22 protein-coding genes and 1 tRNA gene are annotated in these 25,014 nt (G+C 71.1%); 13 read left to right on the top strand and 10 right to left on the bottom strand.

The genetic code is table 11. The features are described from left to right. The first annotated feature begins 28 nt into the window (after positions 1–28). The 9 genes from BM417_RS00810 (at position 29) to BM417_RS00770 (ending at position 10,004) form a co-directional block, all read left to right on the top strand. Entirely contained in the window at positions 29–868 is an 840-nt protein-coding gene (locus tag BM417_RS00810; protein ID WP_093587793.1) for a methyltransferase domain-containing protein, read from the top strand. Positions 869–957: 89 nt separating this feature from the next. Beyond that, positions 958–1,731 carry a hypothetical protein gene (locus BM417_RS00805; RefSeq protein WP_093587792.1) on the top strand — a complete coding sequence of 258 codons (774 nt, stop codon included), beginning with the start codon at positions 958–960 and terminating at the stop codon, positions 1,729–1,731. Positions 1,732–1,755: 24 nt separating this feature from the next. Further along, positions 1,756–2,013, top strand: a complete 258-nt coding sequence (locus BM417_RS00800; RefSeq protein ID WP_143138450.1) for an acyl carrier protein — start codon at positions 1,756–1,758, stop codon at positions 2,011–2,013. Continuing rightward, positions 2,010–3,119: an SDR family oxidoreductase gene (locus tag BM417_RS00795; protein WP_093587790.1), complete on the top strand. Its 1,110-nt coding sequence runs from the start codon at positions 2,010–2,012 to the stop codon at positions 3,117–3,119. Before BM417_RS00800 ends, BM417_RS00795 begins: the two co-directional genes overlap by 4 nt. Beyond that, complete coding sequence (locus BM417_RS00790; RefSeq protein ID WP_093587789.1) at positions 3,116–3,910, top strand: hypothetical protein; 795 nt, start codon at positions 3,116–3,118, stop codon at positions 3,908–3,910. Before BM417_RS00795 ends, BM417_RS00790 begins: the two co-directional genes overlap by 4 nt. Then, positions 3,907–6,543 (top strand): phosphoenolpyruvate synthase, encoded by a 2,637-nt coding sequence (locus BM417_RS00785; protein ID WP_093587788.1) that lies wholly within the window; start codon positions 3,907–3,909, stop codon positions 6,541–6,543. The genes BM417_RS00790 and BM417_RS00785 overlap by 4 nt, the downstream gene beginning before the upstream one ends. Next, entirely contained in the window at positions 6,540–8,183 is a 1,644-nt protein-coding gene (locus BM417_RS00780) for a hypothetical protein (protein WP_093587787.1), read from the top strand. The genes BM417_RS00785 and BM417_RS00780 overlap by 4 nt, the downstream gene beginning before the upstream one ends. Next, positions 8,149–8,871 (top strand): dTMP kinase, encoded by a 723-nt coding sequence (locus tag BM417_RS00775; protein WP_093587786.1) that lies wholly within the window; start codon positions 8,149–8,151, stop codon positions 8,869–8,871. Before BM417_RS00780 ends, BM417_RS00775 begins: the two co-directional genes overlap by 35 nt. Further along, complete coding sequence (locus BM417_RS00770) at positions 8,868–10,004, top strand: acyl-CoA dehydrogenase family protein (RefSeq protein ID WP_093587785.1); 1,137 nt, start codon at positions 8,868–8,870, stop codon at positions 10,002–10,004. Before BM417_RS00775 ends, BM417_RS00770 begins: the two co-directional genes overlap by 4 nt. Positions 10,005–10,030: 26 nt before the next feature. On the opposite strand, the gene BM417_RS00765 is transcribed toward BM417_RS00770, so the two are convergent. The 4 genes from BM417_RS00765 to selD form a co-directional block, all read right to left on the bottom strand. Further along, positions 10,031–10,435 carry a VOC family protein gene (locus tag BM417_RS00765; protein ID WP_093587784.1) on the bottom strand — a complete coding sequence of 135 codons (405 nt, stop codon included), beginning with the start codon at positions 10,433–10,435 and terminating at the stop codon, positions 10,031–10,033. 15 nt (positions 10,436–10,450) lie between these two features. Further along, a complete protein-coding gene (locus BM417_RS00760; RefSeq protein ID WP_093587783.1) occupies positions 10,451–11,167 on the bottom strand; it encodes an SRPBCC family protein in 717 nt (238 codons plus the stop codon). Continuing rightward, complete coding sequence (locus BM417_RS00755) at positions 11,164–11,781, bottom strand: winged helix-turn-helix domain-containing protein (RefSeq protein ID WP_093587782.1); 618 nt, start codon at positions 11,779–11,781, stop codon at positions 11,164–11,166. The genes BM417_RS00760 and BM417_RS00755 overlap by 4 nt, the downstream gene beginning before the upstream one ends. A 75-nt stretch (positions 11,782–11,856) precedes the next feature. Next, on the bottom strand, positions 11,857–12,831 hold the full coding sequence (gene selD, locus BM417_RS00750) for a selenide, water dikinase SelD (protein WP_093587781.1): 975 nt from the start codon (positions 12,829–12,831) through the stop codon (positions 11,857–11,859). A 65-nt stretch (positions 12,832–12,896) separates the two neighbouring features. Between selD and BM417_RS00745 the strand changes: the two genes are divergently transcribed. The 4 genes from BM417_RS00745 to BM417_RS00730 all read left to right on the top strand — a co-directional run bounded on the left by BM417_RS00745 (position 12,897) and on the right by BM417_RS00730 (position 17,724). Then, positions 12,897–12,991 (top strand) — tRNA-Sec (locus BM417_RS00745). Between the two features lie 20 nt (positions 12,992–13,011). Beyond that, positions 13,012–14,286, top strand: a complete 1,275-nt coding sequence (gene selA / locus BM417_RS00740) for an L-seryl-tRNA(Sec) selenium transferase (RefSeq protein WP_093587780.1) — start codon at positions 13,012–13,014, stop codon at positions 14,284–14,286. Then, entirely contained in the window at positions 14,277–16,244 is a 1,968-nt protein-coding gene (locus BM417_RS00735; RefSeq protein ID WP_093587779.1) for a selenocysteine-specific translation elongation factor, read from the top strand. The genes selA and BM417_RS00735 overlap by 10 nt, the downstream gene beginning before the upstream one ends. Positions 16,245–16,506: 262 nt before the next feature. Continuing rightward, entirely contained in the window at positions 16,507–17,724 is a 1,218-nt protein-coding gene (locus tag BM417_RS00730; protein ID WP_093588507.1) for a HEAT repeat domain-containing protein, read from the top strand. A gap of 78 nt (positions 17,725–17,802) precedes the next feature. On the opposite strand, the gene BM417_RS00725 is transcribed toward BM417_RS00730, so the two are convergent. The 6 genes from BM417_RS00725 to BM417_RS00700 form a co-directional block, all read right to left on the bottom strand. Continuing rightward, on the bottom strand, positions 17,803–18,561 hold the full coding sequence (locus tag BM417_RS00725; RefSeq protein ID WP_218164282.1) for a helix-turn-helix transcriptional regulator: 759 nt from the start codon (positions 18,559–18,561) through the stop codon (positions 17,803–17,805). A 652-nt stretch (positions 18,562–19,213) separates the two neighbouring features. After that, positions 19,214–21,100, bottom strand: a complete 1,887-nt coding sequence (locus BM417_RS00720) for an FG-GAP repeat domain-containing protein (RefSeq protein WP_093587777.1) — start codon at positions 21,098–21,100, stop codon at positions 19,214–19,216. A gap of 24 nt (positions 21,101–21,124) precedes the next feature. Then, positions 21,125–22,057: a DUF1702 family protein gene (locus tag BM417_RS00715; protein ID WP_177320215.1), complete on the bottom strand. Its 933-nt coding sequence runs from the start codon at positions 22,055–22,057 to the stop codon at positions 21,125–21,127. Beyond that, positions 22,054–22,251 carry a hypothetical protein gene (locus BM417_RS00710; RefSeq protein WP_218164281.1) on the bottom strand — a complete coding sequence of 66 codons (198 nt, stop codon included), beginning with the start codon at positions 22,249–22,251 and terminating at the stop codon, positions 22,054–22,056. Before BM417_RS00710 ends, BM417_RS00715 begins: the two co-directional genes overlap by 4 nt. Then, positions 22,248–23,096: a class I SAM-dependent methyltransferase gene (locus BM417_RS00705; protein ID WP_177320214.1), complete on the bottom strand. Its 849-nt coding sequence runs from the start codon at positions 23,094–23,096 to the stop codon at positions 22,248–22,250. The genes BM417_RS00710 and BM417_RS00705 overlap by 4 nt, the downstream gene beginning before the upstream one ends. Positions 23,097–23,164: 68 nt before the next feature. Beyond that, complete coding sequence (locus BM417_RS00700) at positions 23,165–24,943, bottom strand: PD40 domain-containing protein (protein WP_093587774.1); 1,779 nt, start codon at positions 24,941–24,943, stop codon at positions 23,165–23,167. Positions 24,944–25,014: the final 71 nt, after the last annotated feature.

The raw sequence follows: 25,014 nt of genomic DNA, 5'->3' as shown, positions 1-25,014 counted from the left end.
GACCTCACGAGGAAAGCGAGCAGCGCCGATGTCGACTACCGACGACCAGGCCGCCGAGGCGAAGTACGACTACAAGGCCGACGAGGACATGCGCACGGACGTGTGGGACGAGAACCTCCACGTCGGGTACTGGTCGGGGCCGGAGGACACCAACGCGGTCGAGGTGGCGACGGACCAGCTCACCGACTTCGTGATCGAACGCACGCGGATCGCGGCGGGACAGCGGCTGCTCGACGTGGGGTGCGGGCTCGGCAAGCCGGCGCGGCGTGTGGCCGAGCGGATCGGCTGCGGGGTCGTCGGCATCTCCGACGACCCCTCACAGGTCAAGCGCGCCAACGAGGCGGCGGAAGGGGCCGGTGCGGCCGAGCAGGTGAAGTTCCTGCACGCGGACGCGATGGACCCCCTGCCGTTCGGCGCCGCGGAGTTCGACGCCGCCTGGGCGATCGAGTCGCTCGTGCACATGCCGGACCGGGAGAAGGCGTTCCGCAACGTCGCCGCGGTCCTGAAGCCCGGCGCCACGCTCGTGGCCACCGACTTCTTCGAGAACGTGCCCTTGGGCGGTGCTCGCAAGGAGGCCGTGGACGCGTTCCTGGGCGTCGCCAGCCTCGGGCCGATCCCGCGCCTCGACGACTACCCCGCGCTGCTGCGGTCGACCGGGTTCGAGCTGGTCGAGTTCCTCGACATCACCGAGAACACGCACCGCACGTACGCGTTGTTGCTGCAATCCCTTTACGACACCGAGAAAGAGCTGCGCGCCGACCACGGCGACGCCGTCTTCGACGGGTTCGTGAAGGCGTTCAAGGGCTGCGCCGAGTCGCTCGTTCCCCGCTACATGCTCTTCGTCGCCAGGCGTTCCGCCGACAGCTGACCCCGCAGCACGGCAACCACTTCCGCGCGCCCGTCCGGTCGCGCGTCGATGACGCACGCGTTCTTTTCCTCCCCGACAAGGAGAAAGCCATGAAGAAGTCATCGCTCGCCGTCTCGTCCGTCCTGCTGGCTCTGGCGGCGACGCTGGTGCCGGCGTCCGCGCACGCCGGCAACCCGTCGGTCGTCGTGACCTCCGAGGGCGACTGCCTGGAGTTCGGCGAGATCGCCCAGATCACCGTGGACCAGGCCCGTGAGCTCGTGCCATCGCGGTACAAGGTCCGCGAAGCCGAGGGCACACCGGGCAAGGTGAACGTCTACATGGGCGACTACTCGTGCGCCGGCATCTCGGTCAACGGCGGCCGCGCGAAGCCGACCATGATCACCATGGCGACCGTGGAGATCTCCCACCGCGACGGCGTCGAGCAGCCGTGGGGCACGACGCAGCCGCTGTGGTGGGGTACCAACCAGCCCGCGCTGACGAACGCCGTCCAGCGGCTCGGCGCGCCCGCGCGGCACGTCCAGGCCACCAGAAGCATCACACCCATGGCCAACGGAATGTTGTTAGTGCACAACAAGTACACCGGGTCCAGAGTGGACCACGAGCGGGTCGCCGTCGTCGAGGACATCTCGTCGGAGCCGGTGCAGAACTTCCACACGCCGGTCGGCTACTACACCGGTACGAAGGGCGAGATCCAGTTCGTCTACGACATGCAGTTCCGCGCGAAGGAACAGGCCGCGAACTCGATCCTCGTCTCGGGCCGTGACACCGACCTCGTCCACAAGTACGGGTTCCCGATCACGCTCACGTCGAAGAACACGCTGATGACCGGGAAGTGGACCATGCGGGCCGAGCTCAAGCGCTGACCCGACGTGCGCCCGGAGGCACCGATGAACAACGAGGCAGTGCGCGAGGCCGTGCACGGAATCCTGCGGCACATGTCGTACGGGGACGCGGAGGAGCTGTCCGACGAGGCGCGAATCGCCACGGATCTCGGGTTCGACTCGTTGCGGCTGCTCGAACTGGCGATCGTCATCGAGGAACGGTTCGAGCTCGCCGCCGTCGACGTCGACGAGGCGCTCAACGTGTCCACGGTGCGAGAGCTCGTCGACCTGGTCACCGAACGCGTCACGGGGACGGCGGCGTGAGCGGGTTGCGCGTCCTCGTGACCGGTGCGGCCGGGTTGGTCGGTGCCGAGGTCGCGGTGAGGCTGGCGAACGAGGGGCACACGGTCCTCGCGCTGGTGCACACGCGGTCGGAGATCGTGCGCAACGACGGGCGAGTCGTGCGCACGGTCCCGATCGGACGGTCCGGGCCGGGACTCGTGTCCTGTGTGGCCGGTGACGTGACCAAGCCGATGCTCGGCCTGACCACCGAACGCTACGAGGACCTCGCCGGCGGTCTCGACCGCGTCGTGCACGCCGCCGCCACCACCGACTTCGGCCGGCGTTGGGAGACCTACGAGTCTCTCAACGTGGACGGCACGCGCAACGTCGTCCGGCTCGCCGCGGAGCGTTCGGTGCCCCTCGTGCACGTGAGCACGGCGTACGTCTGCGGGGAGCGCACCGGCCGGGTCCTCGAAGACGAACTCGATGTGGGGCAACGGTTCGGCACCGGGTACGAGCGCAGCAAGTTCCTCGCCGAGCAGGAGGTGAGGGCGGCCGCCGCGAACGGGCTGCCCGCCGCGGTCGTGCGGCCGAGCATGATCGTCGGCACGCAGACGTCCGGCGAGATCCGGGACTTCAAGAACATGTACGTGGTCCTCAAGCTCTTCACGCAGGGGCGGGTCCGGTCGGTGCCCGGCTTCTACGACGCGCTGCTCGACCTCGTGCCGGTGGACTACGTTGCGGCGTTGATCTGCCAGGTGGTGAACCGCTTCCCCGAGGCGGAGGGGCGCACGTTCCACGCCGTCGGCGCGTCCCCGCACACGTTGCTCGACGTGAGCAACGCGCTGGCGGAGTACCCGATGTTCCAGGTGCCGCACTACGTGTCGCCGTCGTCGTTCGACGCGGGCGCGCTCCCGCCGGACGAACGCGTGTACTACCGGCGGATCATCGCGATGTACGAGAGCTTCTTCCGCCGGCGCGCGAGGTTCGACGACACGAACGCGGCGCGGCTGGCGCCGTGGCGGCCGACGGCGACCGGGGTGGAGTACCTGCGCACGTTGCTGGACCACTGCGTGCGGGTGGGCTATCTCGGCCGCCCGGAATCCGGTATCGGCGAGGTGCTCCGGCTCGCCGGGAGAACGCGGTGATCGCTGCGACCCGGTACGTGCGCCTCCGGTTCCCGCCGCGGACGCACGGGCTCGCCGCGCTGCTGACCTACGCCTCGGTGGTCGCGCTGTGCTCGGGAGCCCGGCTCGGCGTGGTTCCGCTGGTGCTCGGCGGGCTGACGTTCGTGCTGCTGTTCCTCTTCCTGCGCCTGGTCGACGACCTGGACGACGGCACCGACGGCACCCCGGCGGGACTGCGGACCGGCATGGTCGCCGTGGCCGGTGCCGTGGTGCTGTTCAACCTCCACGACCTCCTCGCCCTCGCCCTCGCGGGCGGGGCATGCGCCGCCGCCCTCATCGCTCCGCTCCTGCCCCGTCACGGCATCACACATCCGGTGATGCTCTTCGTCGCCTACGAGGTGGCACCGCTCCTGGTGCTGGGATACGGCGGCGTGACGGCAGGGGCACCCCCGACTGTGGCGGTGGGGGCGGCGGTGGTGCTCTGGAGTGCTTACGAGTACTGGAAGTTCACCCGGAAACTCGATGAGCCGGACTACCGGCCGTTCGGCCTCGGCCTGGGCGCGCGGCTCGTCGCCGCGGCAGGGCTTTCGGCGGTCGCGGTCGTGGCGGCGGCAGTGATCTCGGCGGTCGGCGCGGTGCCGTGGGCGGTTCCGGTGGTCGTGGCGCTGATCGCCGTGGCCTGTGCGGTCGCGACGCGCTCGTGGTGGAGGGCGGATCGCCGTGGGCCGGCCTGGTGGTCCGGGCTGACCTTCGTGCTCGCCGTCGACGTGACGGTCCTGATCTTGTGCGCGGCGTGGGGAGTGTGGGGATGACTGTCGTGACAAGGGAAACCGACGTGGCCGGTGCCAAGGCACGGGGTCTGCGCGAACTGGCCGACGCCGGGTTCGAGGTGCCACCGTGGCGCGTGATCGGTGCGGACGTCCTGCGCGCACACCTGACCGCGACCGGTCTGACCGAACGGATCGACGCCGAACTGCGCGACCTCACCGCGGACCGCGCGGAAGCCGCCGCCGAGGCCGTGGCGAGCGCGATCCTGGAGACGCCGCTGGCACCCGAGGTGCTGGCCGAGATCACGGCCGCCGTGCACGACGTCGGGAAGGGCCCGGTCGCGGTGCGGTCGTCCGGACTGGACGAGGACGGCCCGCGGTTCTCCTTCGCCGGTCAGTTCGACACGTTCCTGAACGTCGAGGGGATCGACGCGATCGCCGACCACGTGCGGCGCTGCTGGGCGGGTGCGTACTCGGCACGCGCGCTCGCGTACCGGCTCGCGCACGGCCTGCCGCCGGCCGGCGCCGGGATGGCGGTGATCGTCCAGCGGCTGGTGGCGGCGGAGAAGAGCGGCGTGCTGTTCACCGCGAACCCGATGTCGGGCGAGCGGACCGAACGTGTGGTCAGCGCGGTGTTCGGGCTCGGGGAAGGGCTGGTCGGCGGCGCGGTGGACGCCGACACCGTCGTGCTCGACGCGTCCGGCCGCGTCCTTCAGGTCACGGTGGGGGAGAAGCGGGAGCGGTACGACCCGGACGCCTCTGGTGGGTGCCGGGTGACCGAGACCCCTGCCGCGGTGAGGGAAGAGCTCGCGGTGACCGACGCCGAGCTGCGCGCGCTCGGTGAGCTGGCCGGGCGGATCGAGAAGGTCCGCGGCGCCCCGCAGGACGTGGAGTGGGCGATGGCGGACGGCACGCTGTGGGTGTTGCAGAGCCGGCCGATCACCGCCGGCCTCGACGAGCCCGGCGAGCTGCACGTCTGGGACAACTCCAACATCATCGAGAGCTTTCGCGGCATGACCTCGCCGCTCACGTACAGCTTCGCGCGCCGGGTGTACCAACGCGTCTACGAGGAGTACTGCCGCGAGCTGAAGGTGCCCGACGCGCAGCTGAGCCAGGCGCAGGAGTGGCTGCCCGCGCTGCTGGGCTACTTCCACGGGCGCGTCTACTACAACCTGCTGAACTGGTACCGGCTGGTGCGCCTCGCGCCGCTGTACCGGCTGGGCCGCCGCAGCCTCGAGCTCACCCTCGGGGTGGAGGAGTCGCTCGATCCCGAGCTGGCCGACGGGCTGCACCCGTTCACGTTCAGCTCGCGGGCGGAGGAGATCCGCGTGACCGCGCGGTCACGCCTGCGGTTCGCGAGCCGGTTCGCCCTGATCGAACGCACCGGCGAGCGGTTCATCGCGGACTTCTACCGCACCTACGAGGAGTTCGGTGCCACGGACTACGACGCGCTGACCGCAGACCAGGTCTACCGCCGCTACCAGGCGCTCGAACGCACCCTGGTCGCGCGCTGGGGCAGGGTCGCGGTGCTCGACGCCGTCATCGGGCTGTCCTTCGGGACGTTGCAGATGCTCAACCGGCGGTGGCTGCCCGACGCACCGCTCTGGTTCACGTGGGCCGTGGCCGGGCCGGCGAACTCGGTCGAGTCGGCCGGGCCCGCCCACCGCATCGCCGAGCTCGCGAATGTGGTGCGGGCCGACGACGAACTGCGCCGCATCATCACCGAGTCCGAGCCCCAGCAGGCCAGAGCGGCGTTGCTGGACGGCGGGCACGCCGCGTTCGTGTCCGAAGTGGACGACTACGTGACGCGCTACGGCGACCGCAGCCTGGACGAGCTGAAACTCGAGGCGCCGAGCCTGCGTGACGACCCGTCGACGTTCTTCCCGATGCTGCGCGCTGCCGTCGCGTCGGTGGAGAGCATGTCGGGACGGGCCGACGCCGACGGCGTACTCGGGTCCTTGTCTCCCGCGAGACGCCAGGTGTACGAACGGGTCCGCGGCAAGGTGCGCAGGGCGTTGGAACTGCGCGAACGCATCCGTTTCTGCCGCACCCGCGCGTTCGGGACGGCGAAGGTGATGGTGCGCGCGATCGGCCGCCGGTTCGCCTCGCTGGGCCTGCTCGACTCACCTGAGGACGTCTTCTGGCTCTACCTGGAGGAGATCGGCGGCTGCTTCGACGCGTCCACTGTGGACGTCGACCTGCGGGCACTGGTCCGCTCGCGCAAGGCGATCGCCGAGTCGGACCGCCTGCTGACCGCGCCGTCCCGCTTCACCACCCGCGGCGCGCTCGGCACCAAGGCGAACCGGGTGGCGTGGGCGCGCGCCGTTCCGGGCGGTACCGCGGCGGCGGCAGGGGCGGAGCTCACCGGCGTGCCCGCGGCACCCGGCCGGGTGCGGGGCCGCGCGCGGGTGGTCGACCTGCCGTCCGAGGCTCAGGGCGACATCCTCGTCACCTACCGCACCGATCCCGGCTGGGTGGCGTGGCTGCCGTCCGCGTCGGGCCTGCTCGTCGAACGCGGCAGCCCGCTGACCCACGTCGCCATCGTCGCCCGTGAGCTGGGCGTGCCCACCGTGGTGCAGGTGCCCGGCCTGACGACCCGCGTGCGCGACGGCATGCACCTCGACGTCGACGGCGCGACCGGGACCATCCGGGTGCTGGCAGGGCCGGAGGAAGCGTGATCATCGGCCGCGCGGAGCTGACCTCGTTGCTCGACGAGACGCTGGACCTGGTGGACGCGCCACCGGGGTGCGGAGCGGTGCTGGAGGGCTCGATCGCCGAGGGGTTCGGCAACTCCGCCTCCGACATCGACTTCCTGCTGCTGGCCGACGACGACCACGACCACCCGACGATGCCCACGATCGTGTTCGTGCGAGGCCGCCGCGTCGAGGTGCGCACCCGCTCGTTGCGCCAGGTCCGCGCGCAGGCCGACGAGGCGTGCGCGCACGTGGCCGCCGGGATCGGCGCGCTGCCCGCGGCGTTGCTCGACCGGTGCCAGCGGCTACGCGGTGCCGTGGTGCTGCGTGGAGAGGACGTCGTGCGGCGGGCGCGGGAGTGGCCCCTGTCGCTGCCCGAGGTCGTCGCGGACTGGTACGCGCACCACAGCAGGCAGGCCATGCGGCACGCGGTCGCGTCGCACGTGCTGGGGGAGGAACACGAGGCCGTGGCGTGGGCCGGAATCGCGGCGCGGAACGCGGCGAAGTCGTGGGTGGCCGCCCGCGGGGAGACCTATCTGGAGCCCAAGTGGCTCGACCGGCAGTTCGACCGGCTGGCCGCCGGGGGTGACGGGGAGGCGGCGCGGTTGCGGGACCGCCTCGCCGTGCTGCGAAAAGGACACGACTCCGTCGGCGGGATCGAACCGGCGATCGCGGCGCACGCCGAACTGGTCGCGGACTTCGGGGTCCACGGCTGCCCAGCCGATGCGGACCAGGTGCTGCTCGGCCTGCGAGCAGGGGTCACCACCTGGCCGATCGGCGACCGGCTGCACGTGGTGCGAGGCCGCGCCGACGTCTTCGTGCTGGCCGCGCCTGCCGGGCGGGCCTGGCGTTCGATCGCACCGGGACGGCCGGTCGCCGAGGTGATCAGGAGGGCGGACGATCCCGGGGCGGCCGCGAGCGCGCTGGCCGAGTTCCACCGGATCGGGCTGGTCGAGCTGCACTGGCGGGACGGCGGACCGATCGCCTCGGCGCAGCCGTGGGCGCCTGCCGAGCCGGTCACGCCGCCGCCGTCCACCCGGATGCCGGTGCTGGGCCTCGCCGGGGGTGCCGCTGACGGGCACGTCTCGCTGGTTCCGTTGCCTGCCAGGCGGTTCGCGGCGGCGGGGATGGCGCAGGTGTGGTCCAACATCATGATCGAGAACGCGCGGGAGGACCTGTCCGGGGCGCTCGACGGCGGGCAGCGGGAGGTGGCGCGGACGAGCGGGCTGCGGTTGCTGCACCACGCCTGCCGGGCGTTGCTGAGTGCGTGTGGGATGAGTCCGCTGCCGCCCGACGCGGCGATCGTCGGCTGGCTGAGCGCGCTGACCGCGGTGCCGGTGGAGCTGGCCGCGCAGGCCGCGGCGGTCGAACGCGCGCTCGCGGGGGACGACTGGACGTTGTGGGCGGAGCGTCTGGACAAGCTCGTCGGCGGGGTGCGCGATCTCGTCCGGGCCGAGGTGTTCCCGGCCTCGTTCGACTCGGCCGCCGCCTGGGAGGCCACGCTGCGGATCGGGCACGACTGGATCCGGCTCGGCGCGTACCTCGACGCCGACTTCCCGATCGAGGAGGCCCGCGACCTCCTCACGTCCGGTGGGGCCCAGCCGCACCGGCGCGGCGGTGGGTGAGCGGGTGTTCGTCGCGCTGGAGGGAATCGACGGTGCCGGGAAGTCCAGCACCGCCGTGGCCGTGGCCGCCCGGCTTGGCCAAAGGGGGCACACGGTCCGGCTCGTCAGGCACAACGCCGCCGAACCGGACGACCCGTTCGTCGCCGAGTACCTGCACGGGCTGCGCGCGTTGCAGCAGATGTCGTTGCGCGGTCCGTACTTCCGGCTCGGCGACCCGCACTGGGTGCTGATCAGGGCGAGCTACTACGCGCTCGTCGACCGGTGTGTGATCACCCCCGCGCTGGAACGGGGACACGTCGTCGTCGCGGACGGCTGGTTCCACAAGTTCGTCGCCCGCATCGCCGCGGGTGGTGTGCGGGCCGGCGGGGACTTCGACCGGCCGGAGCAGATCCTGCCGCTGTTCGCGCCGGTGCGGCGGCCGGACCGCGTGTTCCTGCTCGACACCCCGGTGGCGACCGCGGCCGCGCGCCGGATGGCCGACGTGAACCCCGGCGAGCTGGGGCCGCAGAACGCGGAGACCTCCACCCCCGAAGCGGCGTTCGTCACCTACCAGAGCGCGGTGCGCGGGCACCTGCTGTCGATGGCGGTACCTGGCCGCTGGCACGTCGTGCGCACCGCGCTGCGGGACGTGGCCGGCATCGCGGCCGAGGTGTGCGCCGACCTGGAAGTGTTGCGGGAGGCGGGATGAACGTGGACGACTACCGCGCGCGGGTCCGCCGGGCGATCGTCGGGTTCGTGCCCTGCATGCCGTCCTGGGAGGAGGACGGGCACCTGCCGCGTGAGCTGTTCCGCAGCCTCGCGGCGGCCGGTGCCTTCCGTGAACGGTGGGCGCTCGGTCCCGTGGCAGGGCTACCTCTGGCGCGCGTGCTGGTGGAGGAACTGGCCGCGCACAACGGAGGCGCCGCGCTCGCGGTGTCGTTGCACAGCGAGGTCTTCCTGCACGCCCTGCACCGCGCCGGTGGGCAGGCGGAGATCATCGAAGGCGCGCTCGACGGGTCGGTCATCGGGTGTGCGGCGGTCACGGAGCCCGGTGCCGGGTCCGACGTGCCCGCGGTGACGACGTCCGCCCGGCGCGAGGGCGATCGGTGGCGGTTGAACGGCACCAAGTGCCTCATCACCAACGCCGGCCGGGCGACGCACGTGCTGGTGCTGGCCAGAACGGACGGCGCGCGGTCGTTCGGACTGTTCGTGGTGCCGCTCGCCGGTGTGACGCCCACCCGGTTCGTGCCGACGCTGGGGGTCCGGTCCGCGGACACCGCCGTGCTCGACCTCGACGTGACCGTGTCCGGCACCGCCGTGCTCGGCAACCCCCGTGCCGGGCTGGTGCAGCTGTTGCGCGTGCTCGACTTCGAACGGCTGGCGGCCGCGGCCGGCCTGGTCGCCACCGCACGGGCGGCCATGACGCTGGCCCTGGCGCACATGCGTGACCGCACCGCCTTCTCGGCACGTCTGTTCGACCACCAGGCCCTGCGGCACCGCATGGCCTGGCACTGGGCTCGCGTGTCGGCGGTCGCCGCGCTGCTCGACACCGCGATGACGCCGGTGCACGGGAACGAGGTGTCGCATTCCGCTGTGGCGGCCGCGAAACTGGTCGCCGCCAGGGACTGCGCCGACGCTGTCGACGCGGCCATGCAGGCGTTCGGCGGCCGCGGGTACACGGAGGACTTCCCGCTGGCGCGGATGTACCGCGACGTGCGGCTCACCCGGATCGGCGGCGGCACCGACGAGATGCTGTGCGAGGTGATCGCCGCCAACCTCGACGCCGACGACTCGCTCAGCGCGGCGCTGGTGCGCGAGCTCGCCGAACGGGGCGGGTGGTGACGGTGTCCGCCACCACCCGCCGAGCCCTACTGGCCGTCATCCCCGTCTGGGTAGGGGTTCTGCATGAGCGCGAGCGTCGCCCCGGCCGGATCCTTGATCAGCGCGAAGGCACCCGGCCCCACGCCGCCCGGTGCGCGCACGACCTCACCGCCCCGCGCGGTCACCTTCTCCAGACTGGCGGACAGGTCGTCGACCGCGACGTAGGTGATCCACTGTGGAGGCAGGTCGGCGTTGCCGCCCGCCTTGCGGCAGACGCCCGCGACAGGAGTGCCGTCCGGCGCCAGCATCATGTAGTCGTCGTGCGTGCCCATGCTCAGCGGCTCAGGCTTCCAGCCGACGACGTCGGCGTAGAAGTCCCGGACGCCGGGCGCGTCGGTGACGGTCAGGTCGAGGCCCACGATCGTGCCGGCCCGGTTGCGCTTGTCAGCCATGAGAACCCTCCTCGCTCACTTGCCCGTGTTCTCGGCCCACCACTGGGACCACCGCTTGTCGAGCAGGGAGTACACGTCGTCGGCCAGGCCGTAGGTGCTCAGCAGTGCCATCGACGTCCCGGCAGGGTCGGTCGAGGAGGGGCCGGTGCCCGCGATGATCAGCAGGCCCTCGCCCCAGGAGTCGACCGTGACGCCGAGCTGGTGCTCCGAGCGGAACCACACCTCGCCCTCGACCGCCTCGCCGGCGAGGGTGGCGGTGTAGCGGCTGCCCGGCTCACCCGCGGAGTCCAGTTCGAGGCGCTCGATGACGGTGCCGGAGTACGTGTGGCGGTTGCCGAGGAACAGCGTGCGCCGCTGCTCGCCCGGCTTGCGCTCCAGGGCGAACCGCAGCTGGTGCAGGAACGAGGTCCAGCCCTCGGTGACGTCGTCGTAGTACGCGTCCCACTCGGCGTCGCCGCTCAGCGGGGCGCGGACCAGCGTGATGCGCACGCCGTCGCCGTCCTCGCGGATCTCGAACCGGTCGCCCCCGTTGGGGACGAGCGTGTGGTTCTCGGCGTCCTCGACGACGTCGGTGAAGTAGATCGAGTCGAGCTCGGCCTCGAGCTCACCGGACTGCCACGCGTGCCACTGCCTGATCACGTCCTTGTCCCGCAGTGCCCGCCAGGCGGCGTCGACCGTGGTCGCAACCCGGATCTCCAGCCGCGGGGTGTCGGTGGCCTGGACGTCACTCATCGGTTCTCTCCCTGTTCGTTCGACTTGTCAATCGGCTTGGGGGTCGGGTGACCGCCGACCACGACCCGGTAGGGGCGGCCGTCCCGCGTGTCGTACCGGGCCGCGATCTCGCGCAGCGCCTCGGTCAGCTCGTCGGTGAAGCTGTGCACGTCCGCGGGACTCGCGAACCGCACGTCGGTCTCGGCGGTGAAGGTGAGCAGGCGCTTGCCCGTCTCGTCCGCCTTGACCTGCATCCGCGCGAGGTCGCGGACGGTCGCGGCGGCGACGTCGATGAGGTGCTCGGCCGCGTACTGGTCCTGGATCAGGCTGAGCTGCTCCGGGGAGTCCTCGTCGTGGCTCACCACCGTCGGATCCACGACGATCGCGCCCGGCCTGGCCCGCATGATGCGCTCCACGCACCCGCGGCGCTGGCGCTCCTCGACCAGCTCGACCAGGCCCGCGGTCTCCAGTGCCCGCAGGTGGTAGTTCACCTTCTGCCGCGGCAGGCCGAGCGCCGCCGCGAGCTGGGTCGCCGACGCCGGCTCACGCAACCTGGCCAGCAGTTTCCTGCGCAGTGGGGCCAGTACGACCGCCACCGCGTCCGGCTCGCCGAGGTAGTTGATGCCACCGCCCATGGACCCATCGTTCAATTGACAATTCCATTTGTCAAATGGGGTCACACGATTGGAGGAACGGGCGAAACGGACAGATCAGCGCACCACGACGAGGTGCTCGCGGCGGGGGACCAGTTCGCCGACGACCGGTGCTCCGGGGATCTCGCCGGCCAGCAGCAGGCCCCCGGACGTCTGTGCGTCGGCGAGCAGCACCGCGGTGGCCTCGTCCACGCCGCCGAGGTCGGTGTGCGGGCGAACCCACTCCAGGTTGCGCCGGGTGCCACCGCTGACGAAGCCGTCGCGCACCGCCTCGGCCGCACCGTCGAGCAGCGGCACCGCGGTGCTGTCGATCACCGCGGTCAGGCCGCTGGCCCTGGCCAGTTCGAGGGTGTGGCCGAGCAGGCCGAAGCCGGTGACGTCAGTGCCGCAGCGGATGCCGGCGGCCACCGCGGCCCGTGACGCGATGGCGTTCAAGGTCACCATCGCGGCCACGGCGTTGGCGAACACCTCGCCTGTCGCCTTGTGCCGGGTGTTGAGGACGCCGATCCCCAGCGGCTTGGTCAGCGACAGCGGCGTGCCCGGCACGCCGGAACTGTTGAGCAGCAGGCGATCCGGGTGGGCGATGCCCGTGACGGCCATGCCGTACTTGGGTTCGGCGTCGTCGATGCTGTGGCCTCCCGCGACCGGGCACCGCGCCTGCGCCGCGATCTCCGCCCCGCCGCCCAGGACCTCGGCGGCGAGCTCCATCGGCAGCTTCGCGCGCGGCCAGCACAGTAGGTTCACCGCGAGCACCGGCTCACCGCCCATGGCGTAGACGTCCGACAGGGCGTTGGCGGCGGCGATGCGGCCCCAGTCGCGGGCGTCGTCGACGACGGGCGGGAAGAAGTCCACAGTGGACAGAACGGCGCGCTCGCCGTCGATCCGGATCGCCGCCGCGTCGTCCCCGGTGCCCACCAGCAGACCGGGGAACGCGGGGACGGCCTTGGCGAGGAGGTCTTCCAGCTCGCCGGGAGGGATCTTGCACGCACAACCGCCGCCGGCGGCGGTCTCGGTCAGTCTGGGAGTGGTCATGACCCGACCTTGGCAAGCCAGGAGAAGTCGATGTTCCGCTGGCTTGCCGATCCTGGAACGCGCAGGGAGGCGTATCCGGTCTGGTGGCCGGCTCGGTCTTCAACACCGACGGGCGGCAGGACCTGCCGCCGGCGGGTTCGATTCCCGTCCGCCTCCGCCACAGACGACGGTGGAGGCTGCATGGCGCGGCGGACCATCCCGAGCACGGGTGCGCTGCTCGCCTCCTCGCCGTTGCGCGAGGCCGTGGCGGTGCACGGCCGTGCGGCGGTCAAGTCGGCGATCCACGCGGCACAGGAGGAGGCCCGTGGAGGCCGGCTGAGTTCCGCCGAGGTGTCCCAGGCGGCGATGGCCTCGCTCGCCGGACTCGCCGCGCGCCCGGTGCTGAACGCCACGGGAGTGTTGATCCACACCAACCTCGGACGCGCGCCGCTGTCCGCCGCCGCCCGTGCGGCGCTCGCGGCCGCCGCCGGGTGGACGGACGTCGAGTTCGACCTCGTCACAGGACACCGTGCCCCACGTGGCCGGGGAGCCCTCGTGGCCCTGTGCGACGCCGTGCCGGACGCCGGGGCGGCACACGTCGTGAACAACAACGCCGCCGCATTGTTGTTGTGCGCCTTGGCACTGGCACCGGGACGCGAGATCGTGATCAGCAGGGGTGAGCTGGTCGAGATCGGCGACGGGTTCCGCATCCCCGAACTGCTGACCGCCGGGGGAGCGCGGCTGCGCGAGGTCGGCACCACCAACCGGACGACCGCGCGCGACTACGCCGCCGCGATCGGACCGGACACCGGGTTCGTGCTGAAGGTGCATCCGTCGAACTTCCGCGTCGAAGGCTTCACGTCGGCCGCGAGCGTGGCGGAACTGGCCGGCTGCGGGGTCCCCGTGGTCGTGGACATCGGCTCAGGGCTGCTCGCGCCCGATCCACGGCTGCCCGACGAGCCGGACGCGACGACGGCACTGCGTTGCGGGGCGGCGCTGGTGACCGCGAGCGCGGACAAGCTGCTGGGTGGACCTCAGGGCGGGCTGCTGCTGGGCGACCGGGACATCGTGACCTCGTTGCGCAGGCATCCGGCGGCGCGGGCGCTGCGGGCGGGGAAGCTGGTGCTGGCCGCGCTGGAGGCGACGCTGCGCGGGCCGGAGTCCCCGGTCGCGGTGATGCTGTCGGCGGATGCCGCCTCGATGCAGCGCAGAGCTCATGCGCTCGCTTCGGCCGTGGACGGTGCCGAGGTGGTCGCGACCACCTCGGTGGTGGGCGGTGGCGCGGCGCCGGGAGTGCGGTTGCCCAGTTTCGCCGTCGCTCTGCCGGAACGGTTCGCCGCGGCGCTGCGCGCCGAGCGGGTCGTAGGACGGGTCGAGGGCGGACGCTGCCTGCTCGACCTGCGCACCGTCGATCCGGCCGACGACGACGCGCTGGCTCGCGCGGTTCTCGCGGCAGGCGACCCGCCGTGCCGGTGATCGTGACCGCCGGGCACGTCGACCACGGCAAGTCCGCGCTGGTCAGGGCTTTGACGGAGAGGGAACCGGACCGCTGGGCGCAGGAGCGGGCCCGCGGCATGAGCGTCGGTCTCGGCTTCGTGTGGACGCGGCTGCCCGGCGGCGCGGAAGTGTCCTTCGTGGACGTTCCCGGGCACCGCAGGCTGGTGGCCACGATGCTGGCGGGAGCCGCGCCCGCGCCGGCGGTGCTGTTCGCCGTGGCCGCGGACGAGGGCTGGTCCGCTCAGTCGGCCGAGCACCTCGCGGCGCTCGACGCGCTGGGCACCGGCCGCGGCGTGCTGGTGATCACCAAGTCCGATCGCGCGGACCCGCGCCCGGCCGCCGCCGAGGCCCGCCGCGCGCTCGCGGGCACCTCCCTGTCCGGCATCCCCGTGTTCGCGGTGAGCGCGTTGACCGGCGCGGGCCTGCCGGAGTTGCGTGCGGGCCTGGACGCGTTGGTGGCGGGCCAGGACGGGGCGGCGGACGACAGCGCGGACGTGCGGCTCTGGGTGGACCGCTCGTTCACGGTGACCGGTGCGGGCACCGTCGTCACCGCCACCCTGGCGGGTGGTTCGGTGCGCCTCGGTGACCGGCTCCGATGTGCGCGCACGGGCCTGCTGCTCCGCGTGCGAGGCCTGCAGGTGTGCGAGCGACCGGTGGTCGTCGCGCGCCCGGTGCGCAGGGTGGCGGTGAACCTGGCGGGCGGCCGTGTGGACGTGCGCCGTGGCGACGCGCTGCTCGCGCCGCCGCAAGCATGGCGTCCGGTGGACGAGTTCGACGTCCTGTGGCGTGGCGGTCCGCCGCGCGCTCAGGAGCTGATGCTGCACTTCGGCACCGCGGCCGTGTCCGTGCGGGTGCGCGCGCTGGGACCAGGAGCGGCGAGGCTCCGGACCGCGTGTGAAGTGCCGGTGCGGCCCGGTGACCGGCTGTTGCTCCGCGATCCGGGAGGTGCCGGTCCGCCGGTGGGGGCGGTAGTCGCCGACGTGTGGCCCGCGGAGCTGACGCGGCGGGGTGCGGGGGCGCGCAGGGGCGCGGAACTGGTGGCCCTGGCCGGGCTCGCGGACGGTGTGGCGGCAGCGCTCCCGCGTGCGGACGGTGTGGCGGCAGCGCTCCCGCGTGCGGACGGTGTGGCGGCAGCGCTCCCGCGTGCGGACGGTGTGGCGGCAGCGCTCCCGCCTGCGGACGGTGTGGCGGCAGCGCTCCCGCGTGCGGCCGGTGTGGCGGCAGCGCTCCCGCGTGCGGACGTGGCCGGCCGCGGCGAGACACGGGTCGACCTGCCCGGGCTGGCGGTGGATCTGCTGCGCCGCAGGCGGTTCCTGCGCGACGGTGACTTCCGCTCCGCCGGTCTGCCCGCCACCGGACGGCCGGTCGCCGGAGGCTGGCACGTGGACCCTGCCACGTGGGAGTCGCTCGTCGGCCGGGCACCGGGCGAGGTGGCCGGCTGGTGCGCGGAACGGCCGCTGGTGCGGGGGATGCCGTTGCCGGTGCTCGCCGATCGGTTCTCGGTGCCGTCGGCTGAGGTCACCCGCGAGCTCGTGCGCGCCGCCGGTCTGTCCGTTGAGGACGGTGTGGTGGTGGGACGTGCCGCGCTGCCGGACGCGGTCGAGAAGGGAGTCGCGGCGATCGCGGAGTCGTTGCGGCGGAACCCCTTCCGCGCTCCCGAAGCGCACGACCTCGCGCAGGCGGGCCTGCGGGCGGCGGAACTGGCCAGCGCGGTCCGAGCGGGCCGGCTGCTCCTGCTCGCGCCCGGCGTGGTGGTGCTGCCGGGCGCGGATCGGCTGGCTGCCGAGGTGGTGCGAGGGCTGGGAGAACCCTTCACCGTCAGTCAGGCGCGCCAGGCCTGGAACACGACCCGCCGCACCGCCGTGCCGCTGCTCGAACTGCTGGACGGAGCAGGTGTCACCCGACGGCGACCGGACGGCGCGAGAGAGCTCTCATAGGAATTCTTCGGTGTTTTTACGCTCGATTGCTCGATTGGCGTACCGCGTTGACTGCGGCCGTGAACCCGGCTTTAGTGGAGACAGCGTTGAAGAGCAGCCCGGAATTCATCCGCTCACCCGGGATTAATGTCCTCAACGTGGTTATCCGAAGCGGAAATGGATCGTCAAGTAGCTGGCCAGTGCGCTCTTCTAGCTGGTCAGGGCTTACTTGCGTCCACGGTTAGAGCCAATGTTGCTGATCGGTTCGGAAAGGATGACCGGCATGGCACTTGAGTCTGTCGATCTGGGACAGGTAAGCGGTGTAGAAGCACAGGCTCCTGTCTGGGATCACTACCTCCAGGGTGACCCCGCACGTCTCAACAGTGATTTCGGGGAGTTCCTCAAGCGGACCGCGATCCGGCTCGACGTCCGCACGGACGACCAGGTCGCGCAGGAGGCGCTGAACCACCGGGACCCGATGATCCGGGAGCAGTCGCTGTTCCAGTACGTGGATCGCGGGCTGCCGGGCGCCGTCGACCTGCTCACCGAAGCGGTGAAGACCGACAGCGTGCGCGAGGTCCGCTGGAACGCGCTGTGGGCGCTGGAGAAGATTGGCGGCCCCAGGGCGCTCAAGGCGCTGCAGGGCTTCGTCAACGACGACGACGCCGACGTCGGCGAGTGGGCTCGCCTGTTCGCGTCGGAGCTCACCACGGGCCTGCCCGCGTTCGACAGCCGTTCGTGGAAGCAGGACCCGGACCGCACGTTCGACGAGACGATCCTGCTCAACATCGACGTCGACGTCTACGTGCGGCTCGACGACACCGGCCGGCACTGGGGCAAGATCTCCCTGGCGCCCCAGGGCCTCGCGCGCAGCTACGGCCAGGCGCACGCCTGCCCGAACTCCGCGACGCGTGACCAGCAGCTGGTGATCAGCAAGAACCTGGCGGGCCTGCACGACGACGGCACGCCGCACGTGGAGAACTTCCTGTTCCGCGGCGTGACCAACCACGCCAGCGCGGGCCGGGGCAGCTTCTTCTTCGAGTCGCGTGGCCTGCGGCCGATCTTCATGTCCGGCCAGGCGGACAACGACTCGCTCGGCCACCGCAACGAGATGGTCTCCGCCAAGCGTTCCGGCGAGTGGACCACCGACCCGCTGATGGAGATCAAGGGCAAGCCCGCGATCCGCTACGTCCGCGGTGCGGTCCAGACGTGGGGCTACATCAACTTCGAGACGATGCGCGGCAGCTCGCTCGAGGAGATCCTGTTCCCGGGCAACAGCATCCTGGGCACGCTCGACACCCCGACCGGCCCGCTGGCCAACGCCTACATCACGGGCACGTTCAAGGGCAAGCTGGTCGACTGGGACGGCGACGGCAAGATCGACGTCAACTCCCTCGACATCTACTCGACGCACGAGGCCGAGGTCGACACCAACCAGGACAACATCGCGGACGAGCCGGGTGTGCAGTTCTGCACCCGCACCGGCTGGATGCACTCCTGACCCAGCACGGCGAAGCGGGGTGAGCGGTTTCGGCCGCTCACCCCGCTTTTGGCTTGCGGGTCCGGCACCGGGGTCAGGTCACCCGATGGCCGGGGTGGAGTGGGAGATGCGCAGAACGCGCCGGCGCGCGAGAGACAGCAGCGGCCGGGTGACCTCGACGGGCGGGTCGAAGCGGCGTTGCCTGCGCAACGCGACCTGGAACGGGTGCCGGCACCGGCCGCCGGTGACGGTCACGGGTGAGTAGCCGAACCCGATCCGGCCGAGCGCGCCGATGGGGGTGGCCAGCACGTCGCGCACGGTCGCGTCCGGGCCGACCGCGACGGCGATCGGCTCGTAGTCACCGTCCGCGACCGGGGGAAGGGCGACCAGCCGGTTCGTCGCGATGGCGTGGAACAACGTCGGCAGCTCCTGCGGCCGGTTCAGCCGGAAGAGTCCGAGCAACGCGTTGCAGGGCTCACCGTGCAGGCCGGTCACGGCGCCGATCGGCCCGGAGGCCGCCGCCAGCTCCGGGCCTGCCTCGACGAGCTCCTCGACGGGAATGTGCCCGATCTGCTCGATCACACACCGGAACCGGCGTGGCGACAACCCGGTCAGCTTGCCGAACTGGCTGATGAAGGTCCCGAGGCTGGAATAGCCGATCGAGGTGCACACGTCGGTCACGGTCTTCTGCGTGACCAGCAGCAGGCGCCGAGCCTCGGCCATTCGGAGTGAGGTCAGGAACCGGGCCGGCGTCGTGGTGGTGACATCTCGGAAGACCCGGTGGAAGTGAAATGGGCTCAATGTGCCCGCACGTGCCACGTCGCTGAGCTGAATTGGTTCCGGCAGGTGCTCGATCATGTAGTCGACCGCTTTGGCGACCGACGTTATCCTGGCGGCTCCGGTGCTCTCGGCCAGACATCGGCCGACGGTGGAGCACAGCCCGATCTTGTCGCACTTGAGGCAGTTTGCCTCTGTTCGCCATTGGATTGATGAATGGCCTTTCAAGGTGAGTCTCCTACCCCTTGGTCAGAGCCCCGAACTAAACCCCCGACGCGGGTGGCCCCACCCGCGGCGAATGTGCGGTACCTGTCCTGCGCGTTGGGGCTGCTGGGTCAGGAGCACCGGCAGCGGAGCGAGAGTCTCGGCTATGTGAACGGGACGGAACAGATACCGGAGGACGGTTGGCCCTCTTCTTTTTTTGTCAACCTGAGCTAACCGTCTGTGACCGCGCGGAGGGTAGTCGCGATCTTGCTATTTGTCGGGATTGTGGTGATCGAGAAGTAAGGTCTGCTCGCCCGTTCGGTCGGTACGGCTTCATGCTTGATCAATTGCGCGATCGTGGTTCGCCCTCACCTGGAATGATATGTCGTGCACCGGCCGCCTGGTCTTTTCGGGCGATTGTGGAATGATCGACCTGACACAACGTAGCAACGAAAAAGCCCAGATGCGCCGTCGGAGTGACGCACTGGGCAGTTTCGTTGGACCCTTTGGGTGTTGCCACTTGAATTGACTACACTGCGGTGATCTTTCCGTCGTCACCGAGCAATACGGAATGACTGCCGGGAGGGAGCACGATCCGCCCGGTTCGCGGCCCTGCCGGAGTCCGCCAGTGGATCGTGTATTCGGCGTGTTCGTTCGCGCCCGTTGCAAAGAAGAGCTCGGTGGACGAGACACCTGTGTGCCCATTCGCGGGATAAAGCTGAGCGCGTTGTGTCGGCCGGTTGTCGGCCTGTGCGACGACCTGCGCGCCAATCGCCGCGGTGGTCGAAGTCCCCGCGCCGGGCCGGCGCAGGCTCAACACGGTCTGGCGGGGTTCTGAGGTGGACGTGTTGAGCAGCAGCCGGGAGTCCTGCCACTGATTGGCGACTAGGGCGTCCGGCCTGCCGTCCGCGTTCACGTCGCCGATCGCTATCCCGCGGGAGTTGCCGGACTCGTCAAGATGAAGATGTTTCGCCATGTCGGCGTAGCGCCCGGACGCCGTTCGGGCCCAAAAAGGGTTGTGGTCATCCCCGGAGAGATTCGATTCGGGTCCGAAGCGTGGCCACGCGGCCGGGTACTGGAGCAGCTGGTCATTTCCGAGAGCCAATTCCTGCAGCAATGCCCAATGCCATTTTTCCCCTTTCAGGAACCCGGTCGCCTGCATGATCTCGTCGGTTCCGTCGCCGTCGAAGTCGGCGGCTTTGATGTCCCATCCCCAGCCGCTGCGGGCGAGTCCGAGCTCTTCGCTGCGGTCGATGAACGGAACGTCACCGGAAAGCAGGTCCGTCCCGGGGCCGGTGGGCGTGAACGCGAAGTTGCTCTCCTGCAGACCCCATTCCGCGGTGATGTTGCTGACCACCATCGTCGGCATCTCGGCGCCGTCCGGATAGGTGAAGGTGACGCCCATGCCCTTGAACGAGTCGTGGCCGAGAACCGTCGACTTGGGAGAGGTGAGGTCGCGCGTGCCCTTCACCGTGCGTAGTCGCACGTTCCCCGGCGTCGACAGGTTGACCATCAGGTGGTCGGGGCCGAAGTCCTCGGCCTGGTAGATCTCCGGCAGGTGGTCGCCGGTGAGGTCCTGCAGGCCGATCGCCAGCGTCCACGCCTGTGCGGCCTCCGGCGGCAGGGCCGCACTCGCGTCCGTCCACTCGGGCGCCTGGTCCGCCCCCCGCGGCCGGGACAGCAGCAGCCGGTTCGTGCCGCCGTTGAGCGCACGCGCCATGCTGTCCTGCATCTGCATGCGCTTGTCCGGGCCCGCCTTCGGGTCGAGCACCTTGGCGTTGTCCGGGAAGTAGTTCGCGACCAGCAGGTCCAGGTTCCCGTCACCGTCGACGTCGCCGACGTTGAGCGTCGTGGAGTTCCAGACCTGCCGGGGTTCGACCAGCTCCACGACGCGGAAGCCGTTGCCGGTGTTGAGGAACTGCACGGGGGAGCGGCCCCAGTAGTGGACGACGTAGTCGGTGTCCCCGTCCACGTCCAGGTCGACCGGCACACAGCCCATGGGCGCCATCGTGGCGTCGTAGTCGCGTTCGGGGACGAGGACCCGCGGTGCGAACCGCGCACCGGTGCCCGGCGCGGGGAAGAGCCGCACCGAGTCGTCGCGCGGGTCGACCAGGCAGACGTCGTCGGACCGGCCGTTTCCGTCGTGGTCCGTCACCGCGACCGCGGCGCCGACGGCGGAGATCCACGATCGGATGTGCTCGACGTCCGGGCCGACCTCGCGCAGGCCGCGCGCCCCCGGCGGGGCCTGGTTCAGGGCCTTGACGGTGAACCCGTACCGGGAGGCGAGGCTCGCCGCCTCGGTGTCCGAGAGCCCCGGCCGGGCCGTGGCGAGACCGGTGGCGACGATCAGCACGGCCGCGACCACCGCCGGCAGCAGACCGGCGGCTCGTGATTTGGGGACAGTTGGTGAAGTCATGGCGTTGTCTCCGAGGTGAGTTGGTCAGACGTGCCGGGCCGCTCGTTCGCGGATGAGGTGCTGCCAGTGGCGGTACGCCGCGATGTCGAGCTCGCCCGCGGACACCACGTGCGCCGCGGCCACCGTCCACTCGACGGCCTCGTCGACCGGCACCCCGGCCAGCTCGCGCACCCCGGTGGCGGTGTGCTCGGGCACGTGCCCCGCGGCGCCCCTGGCCCCCGCCGCGAAGGCCGCTCCCTGGGCGAGGGCCACCCGGTTCGGCCCGATCAGCGACGTGAGGTCGTCCAGCGCGGCGTGGTCGGCGCCGCCCGCGTAGCAGACGGCCAGCCCGACACCCGACCAGAGCTCGGCGTGCGCCTCTGGCGGGAACGTCGCGATCCGCCTTCGGATCGCCGCGGGGTCGGCGCATTCCATGAACCACATGGCCCGGCCGACCCCCTGGTGCATCACGGTGTGCGAGGGTGCGGAGGACCAGGCCGCGCGGCGGAACCGGTCGTTCCACCTCCTGCCCCGCAGGAAGGCCCTGGAGAAGCCCGCGCCGTCCAGGGTGAGCCAGCGCAGCAACGGATCGAGCTTCGCGCGGCGGAGCACCGCCGACGGCGGAGCGACCAGACCGACCCAGCCGGCGCCGACGTGCATCAGGTGCGGATAGCGGTCGCCGGCCAGGGCGAACAGGTCGTCCAGGGTCGAGTTCCTCCTGCGGCCCAGCAACAGGTCGTGTGAGGTGGCGGCGAACGCGGCGCCCTCGTAGGCGAACCCCTGGTCGTCGAGCGGCAGCGGGTCGAGGTGGAACGGGAGCTCGTCGACGCCGTGCCGCCGCAGGGTGTTGTAGCCGGTGAGGAACGCGCCGGCGCGGCGTTCCAGCAACGCTCTCGCCGCCGCGTTCGCGGTGCGGAAACCGCGGCTCTCGAAGTCGACCAGCCCGGACGGCAACGGTGGCAGCACCCGTGTGCTCACGGCTCCTCCTCGAGTTTCGAGACCGGTGTGACCAGCCGCCGCGCCCACAGCCCGAGCAGTGCGGCGAGGACCCCGACCAGCGCGCCGGTCTGTTCGGCGGTGAGCTCGACGAGCCCGAACGCGACCACGAGGTTGACGAGTGCCAGGAACGCGGCCTGCAGCAGAACGGGTTCGCGGCGCAGGAACGCGATCACGAGTCGTCCTGCGCCGGGCGACGAGCCGTGAACCGCCCGTAGGACAGTTCCCGGCGGACGAAGCTGTCGAGGTAGAACTCCGTCGACTCGCACCAGTGCTGGTACTCCTCGGCCGTGCAGACGTCCTGGATCGCGCGCTGCCGCACCGTGAGCGCGCCGGAGATGATCCGGAAGCAGTCGACGGCCGCCGCCGAGATGTCGGTGTGCTCGATGTCGACGAAACCCAGGTGGCTCAGCAACTCCGTGGTGTCGGAGGGCTGCGGCAACGGGCGGATGCCGTCGTACTCCCAGGCCGTGCCGCGCACCCGGTCGCTCAGCTCACGACCGGTGAGGATGTCGGCGAAGACCAGGTGGCCACCGGGACGCAGCGCCGCGTGCGCGACCGCGAGCGCGTCGCCCGGGTCGTTCATCAACGCCAGCGAGTCGACGGCGACGACGAGGTCGTAGGCCCGGTCGGGCATCCACGTGTTGACGTCACCGCGCAGGTAGCGGACCCGCTTCTGCACACTGGTCGGCAGCTGCCGGTGCTTGAGCCTGGCATGGTCCAGCTGGGACGGGTTCAGCTCGATTCCGGTGATCTGGCAGTCGAAGCGGCCGGCCAGGTAGCGGCACACCTCACCGGTGCCGGAACAGAGCTCCAGCACGCTGTGCCCGGCACCGAGACCGAACTCGGTACCGATGCTGTCGAGCAGCGCGGCGCCCGCCATGTTGGTGAACTCCCGGCCCTCGTGCACCGGTCCGTACACCGCGAGGTGCCACAGCGCGCCCGCGGCGGTGTCGTAGATCTTGTTCTGGGCCGGCAGAGAGGCGGAGAGCCTGCCGGGGTCGGTGGAGTTGCTGGACATGCGAGATCTCCTCGTGCGTGTGAGCGGGACAGGATGCGGGCCACCCGACCGGATGGGCTTCACATGCGTCATCTGCGCCGGGTGTCGACCGGGCTGCGCACCGGTCCCATGCTCCAGGGCGCGGGACCGGGTCCGGTCTCAAGTGGACGGTCGAAGTCGCCTGCCAGGCCGGCGATCGGTGAGCCGGGAGCCCACACGTTCTCGGCGAGCCAGTACTCGACCGTGCGGTACGTGCGGGCGAACACCACCAGCGAGCCGTCCCGCGACGGCACCGGGTAGCGGACCGAGGGACCGGCGGCGGAGAGCACGCGGCCCAGGCCGTCGGGCTGTTGCTCGTGCAGCTCCTCGGCTCCTGAGGCCACGAGCGAACACAGCAGGGTGCCGTCGGGCAGCAGGTGCGGGTTGTTGCGCTCGACGTAGTCAGGCCCCGCGAGGGTCGTGATCTCGCCGGTGGCCAGGTCCTTGCGGTAGAAGCCCCACGTCCAGTCGCCACCCCGGGTCGACATGAACACCACGCCGCGCCCGTCCGGCGTCCACGACGGAGCCTCGTCCCACCACGGGTCCTCGGTCAGCTTGTGCACCTCGCCCGTGCGCACGTCCAGCACGCACAGGTCGGCCTCGAACGGCTCGGTGTCGGACTTGAAGACGAGCCTCGTGCCGTCCGGAGACCAGTCGAGCGGACCGTGCATCCCTTTGAGCCAGTCCATTCCCCGTGTCCACACGCGACTGACGCCCTCGGCGAAGTCGTAGCTCGCGATCTCCCACCGCGGCCGCGCCGCGTGCCGGGACAGGTAGGCGATCGAGCGGCCGTCCGGAGACCAGGCCGGGAAGGCCGCCTCGCCGAGCGGGAGCAGCCGTGGCGGTCCGCCGGCGAGGTCGCGGATCTTCACCACCGAACGCCCGGAGTCCTCGGCCGCGTACACGAGCCGGGTGCCGTCCGGGCTCAGCGATCCGTACCGGGGCTGCTCGTCGGCGCCGACGATCTGGCGCACGCCACCGGTGCGGCGGTCCAGCACCCAGATGCCGACACCGCGGTCGACGAGGCGGTGGAAGAACAGGTTCTGGCCGTCGGCGGTCCAGTTGGGCCACCGGTCGTCGGCCGCCTCCGTGACGAGCGCCCGGCCGGTGCCGGTGCCGTCGAGCCGTTGCACCCAGATCACCGAACGACCTTCGAAGCTGCGGGAGAACGCCACGACGGGGTGGGCGCTCGACACGGACGGCTTGTAGTCCCACGCGCTGCCGTCGGTGACCTCGATCGGCGGGGAACCGTTGAGCGGCAACACGGAGATGGCGCCGGCTCCGGTGTCGTAGGAGTGGCAGACGAGCGCGAGCCCGTCCGGCAGGTAGGAGCAGGCGCCCGCGCGGCCGGGAGTCCTGGTGACCGCGCGGGGCCTGCCTCCCTTCGCGGGGACGACGTAGAAGTGCCGGTGTCCCCACGGGCCGCCGGCGTACGCGATCTGCGTGCCGTCGGGGGACCACTGCGGGTACTCCTCCTCGTGGTCGGCATAGGTGAGCTGGCTGATCCGGCCGTCGCGGGCCCGGTACAGCCAGACCGCCTTGTGGCCGCCCCGCGACGAGGTGAAGGCGAGACAGCTGGAGTCCGGGGACCACTGCGCCTCGATGTCGTCGCCGGCGCCGCGCGTGCCCTGGTGCCACTGGTCGGTCGCGAGCTCGTAGAACCACAGGTTCAGCGATCCCGCGCGCCGCGACGAGGCCACGAAGCGGGCGCCATCGGGGGAGATCGCGCCGTCGCCGGCACCCGCGGGGTCGTGGGTCAGGCGGCGCAACCGGAACTCGGGTCCACGAGAACGCATGGGTGGCAGGTATCCGCTCACGTGTTCTTCCATCGTCTCTCCCCGATTGTCGAATGCGCGCCGACCGACTACTGGGACAGTAAGTTTGATCAGCCCGGACTCCT

The sequence above is a fragment of the Lentzea waywayandensis genome (genome assembly GCF_900115955.1).
Classification (GTDB): domain Bacteria; phylum Actinomycetota; class Actinomycetes; order Mycobacteriales; family Pseudonocardiaceae; genus Lentzea; species Lentzea waywayandensis.
The sequence above is the reverse complement of the archived record's forward strand: the minus strand, read 5'-3'. Positions and strand labels throughout refer to the sequence as shown.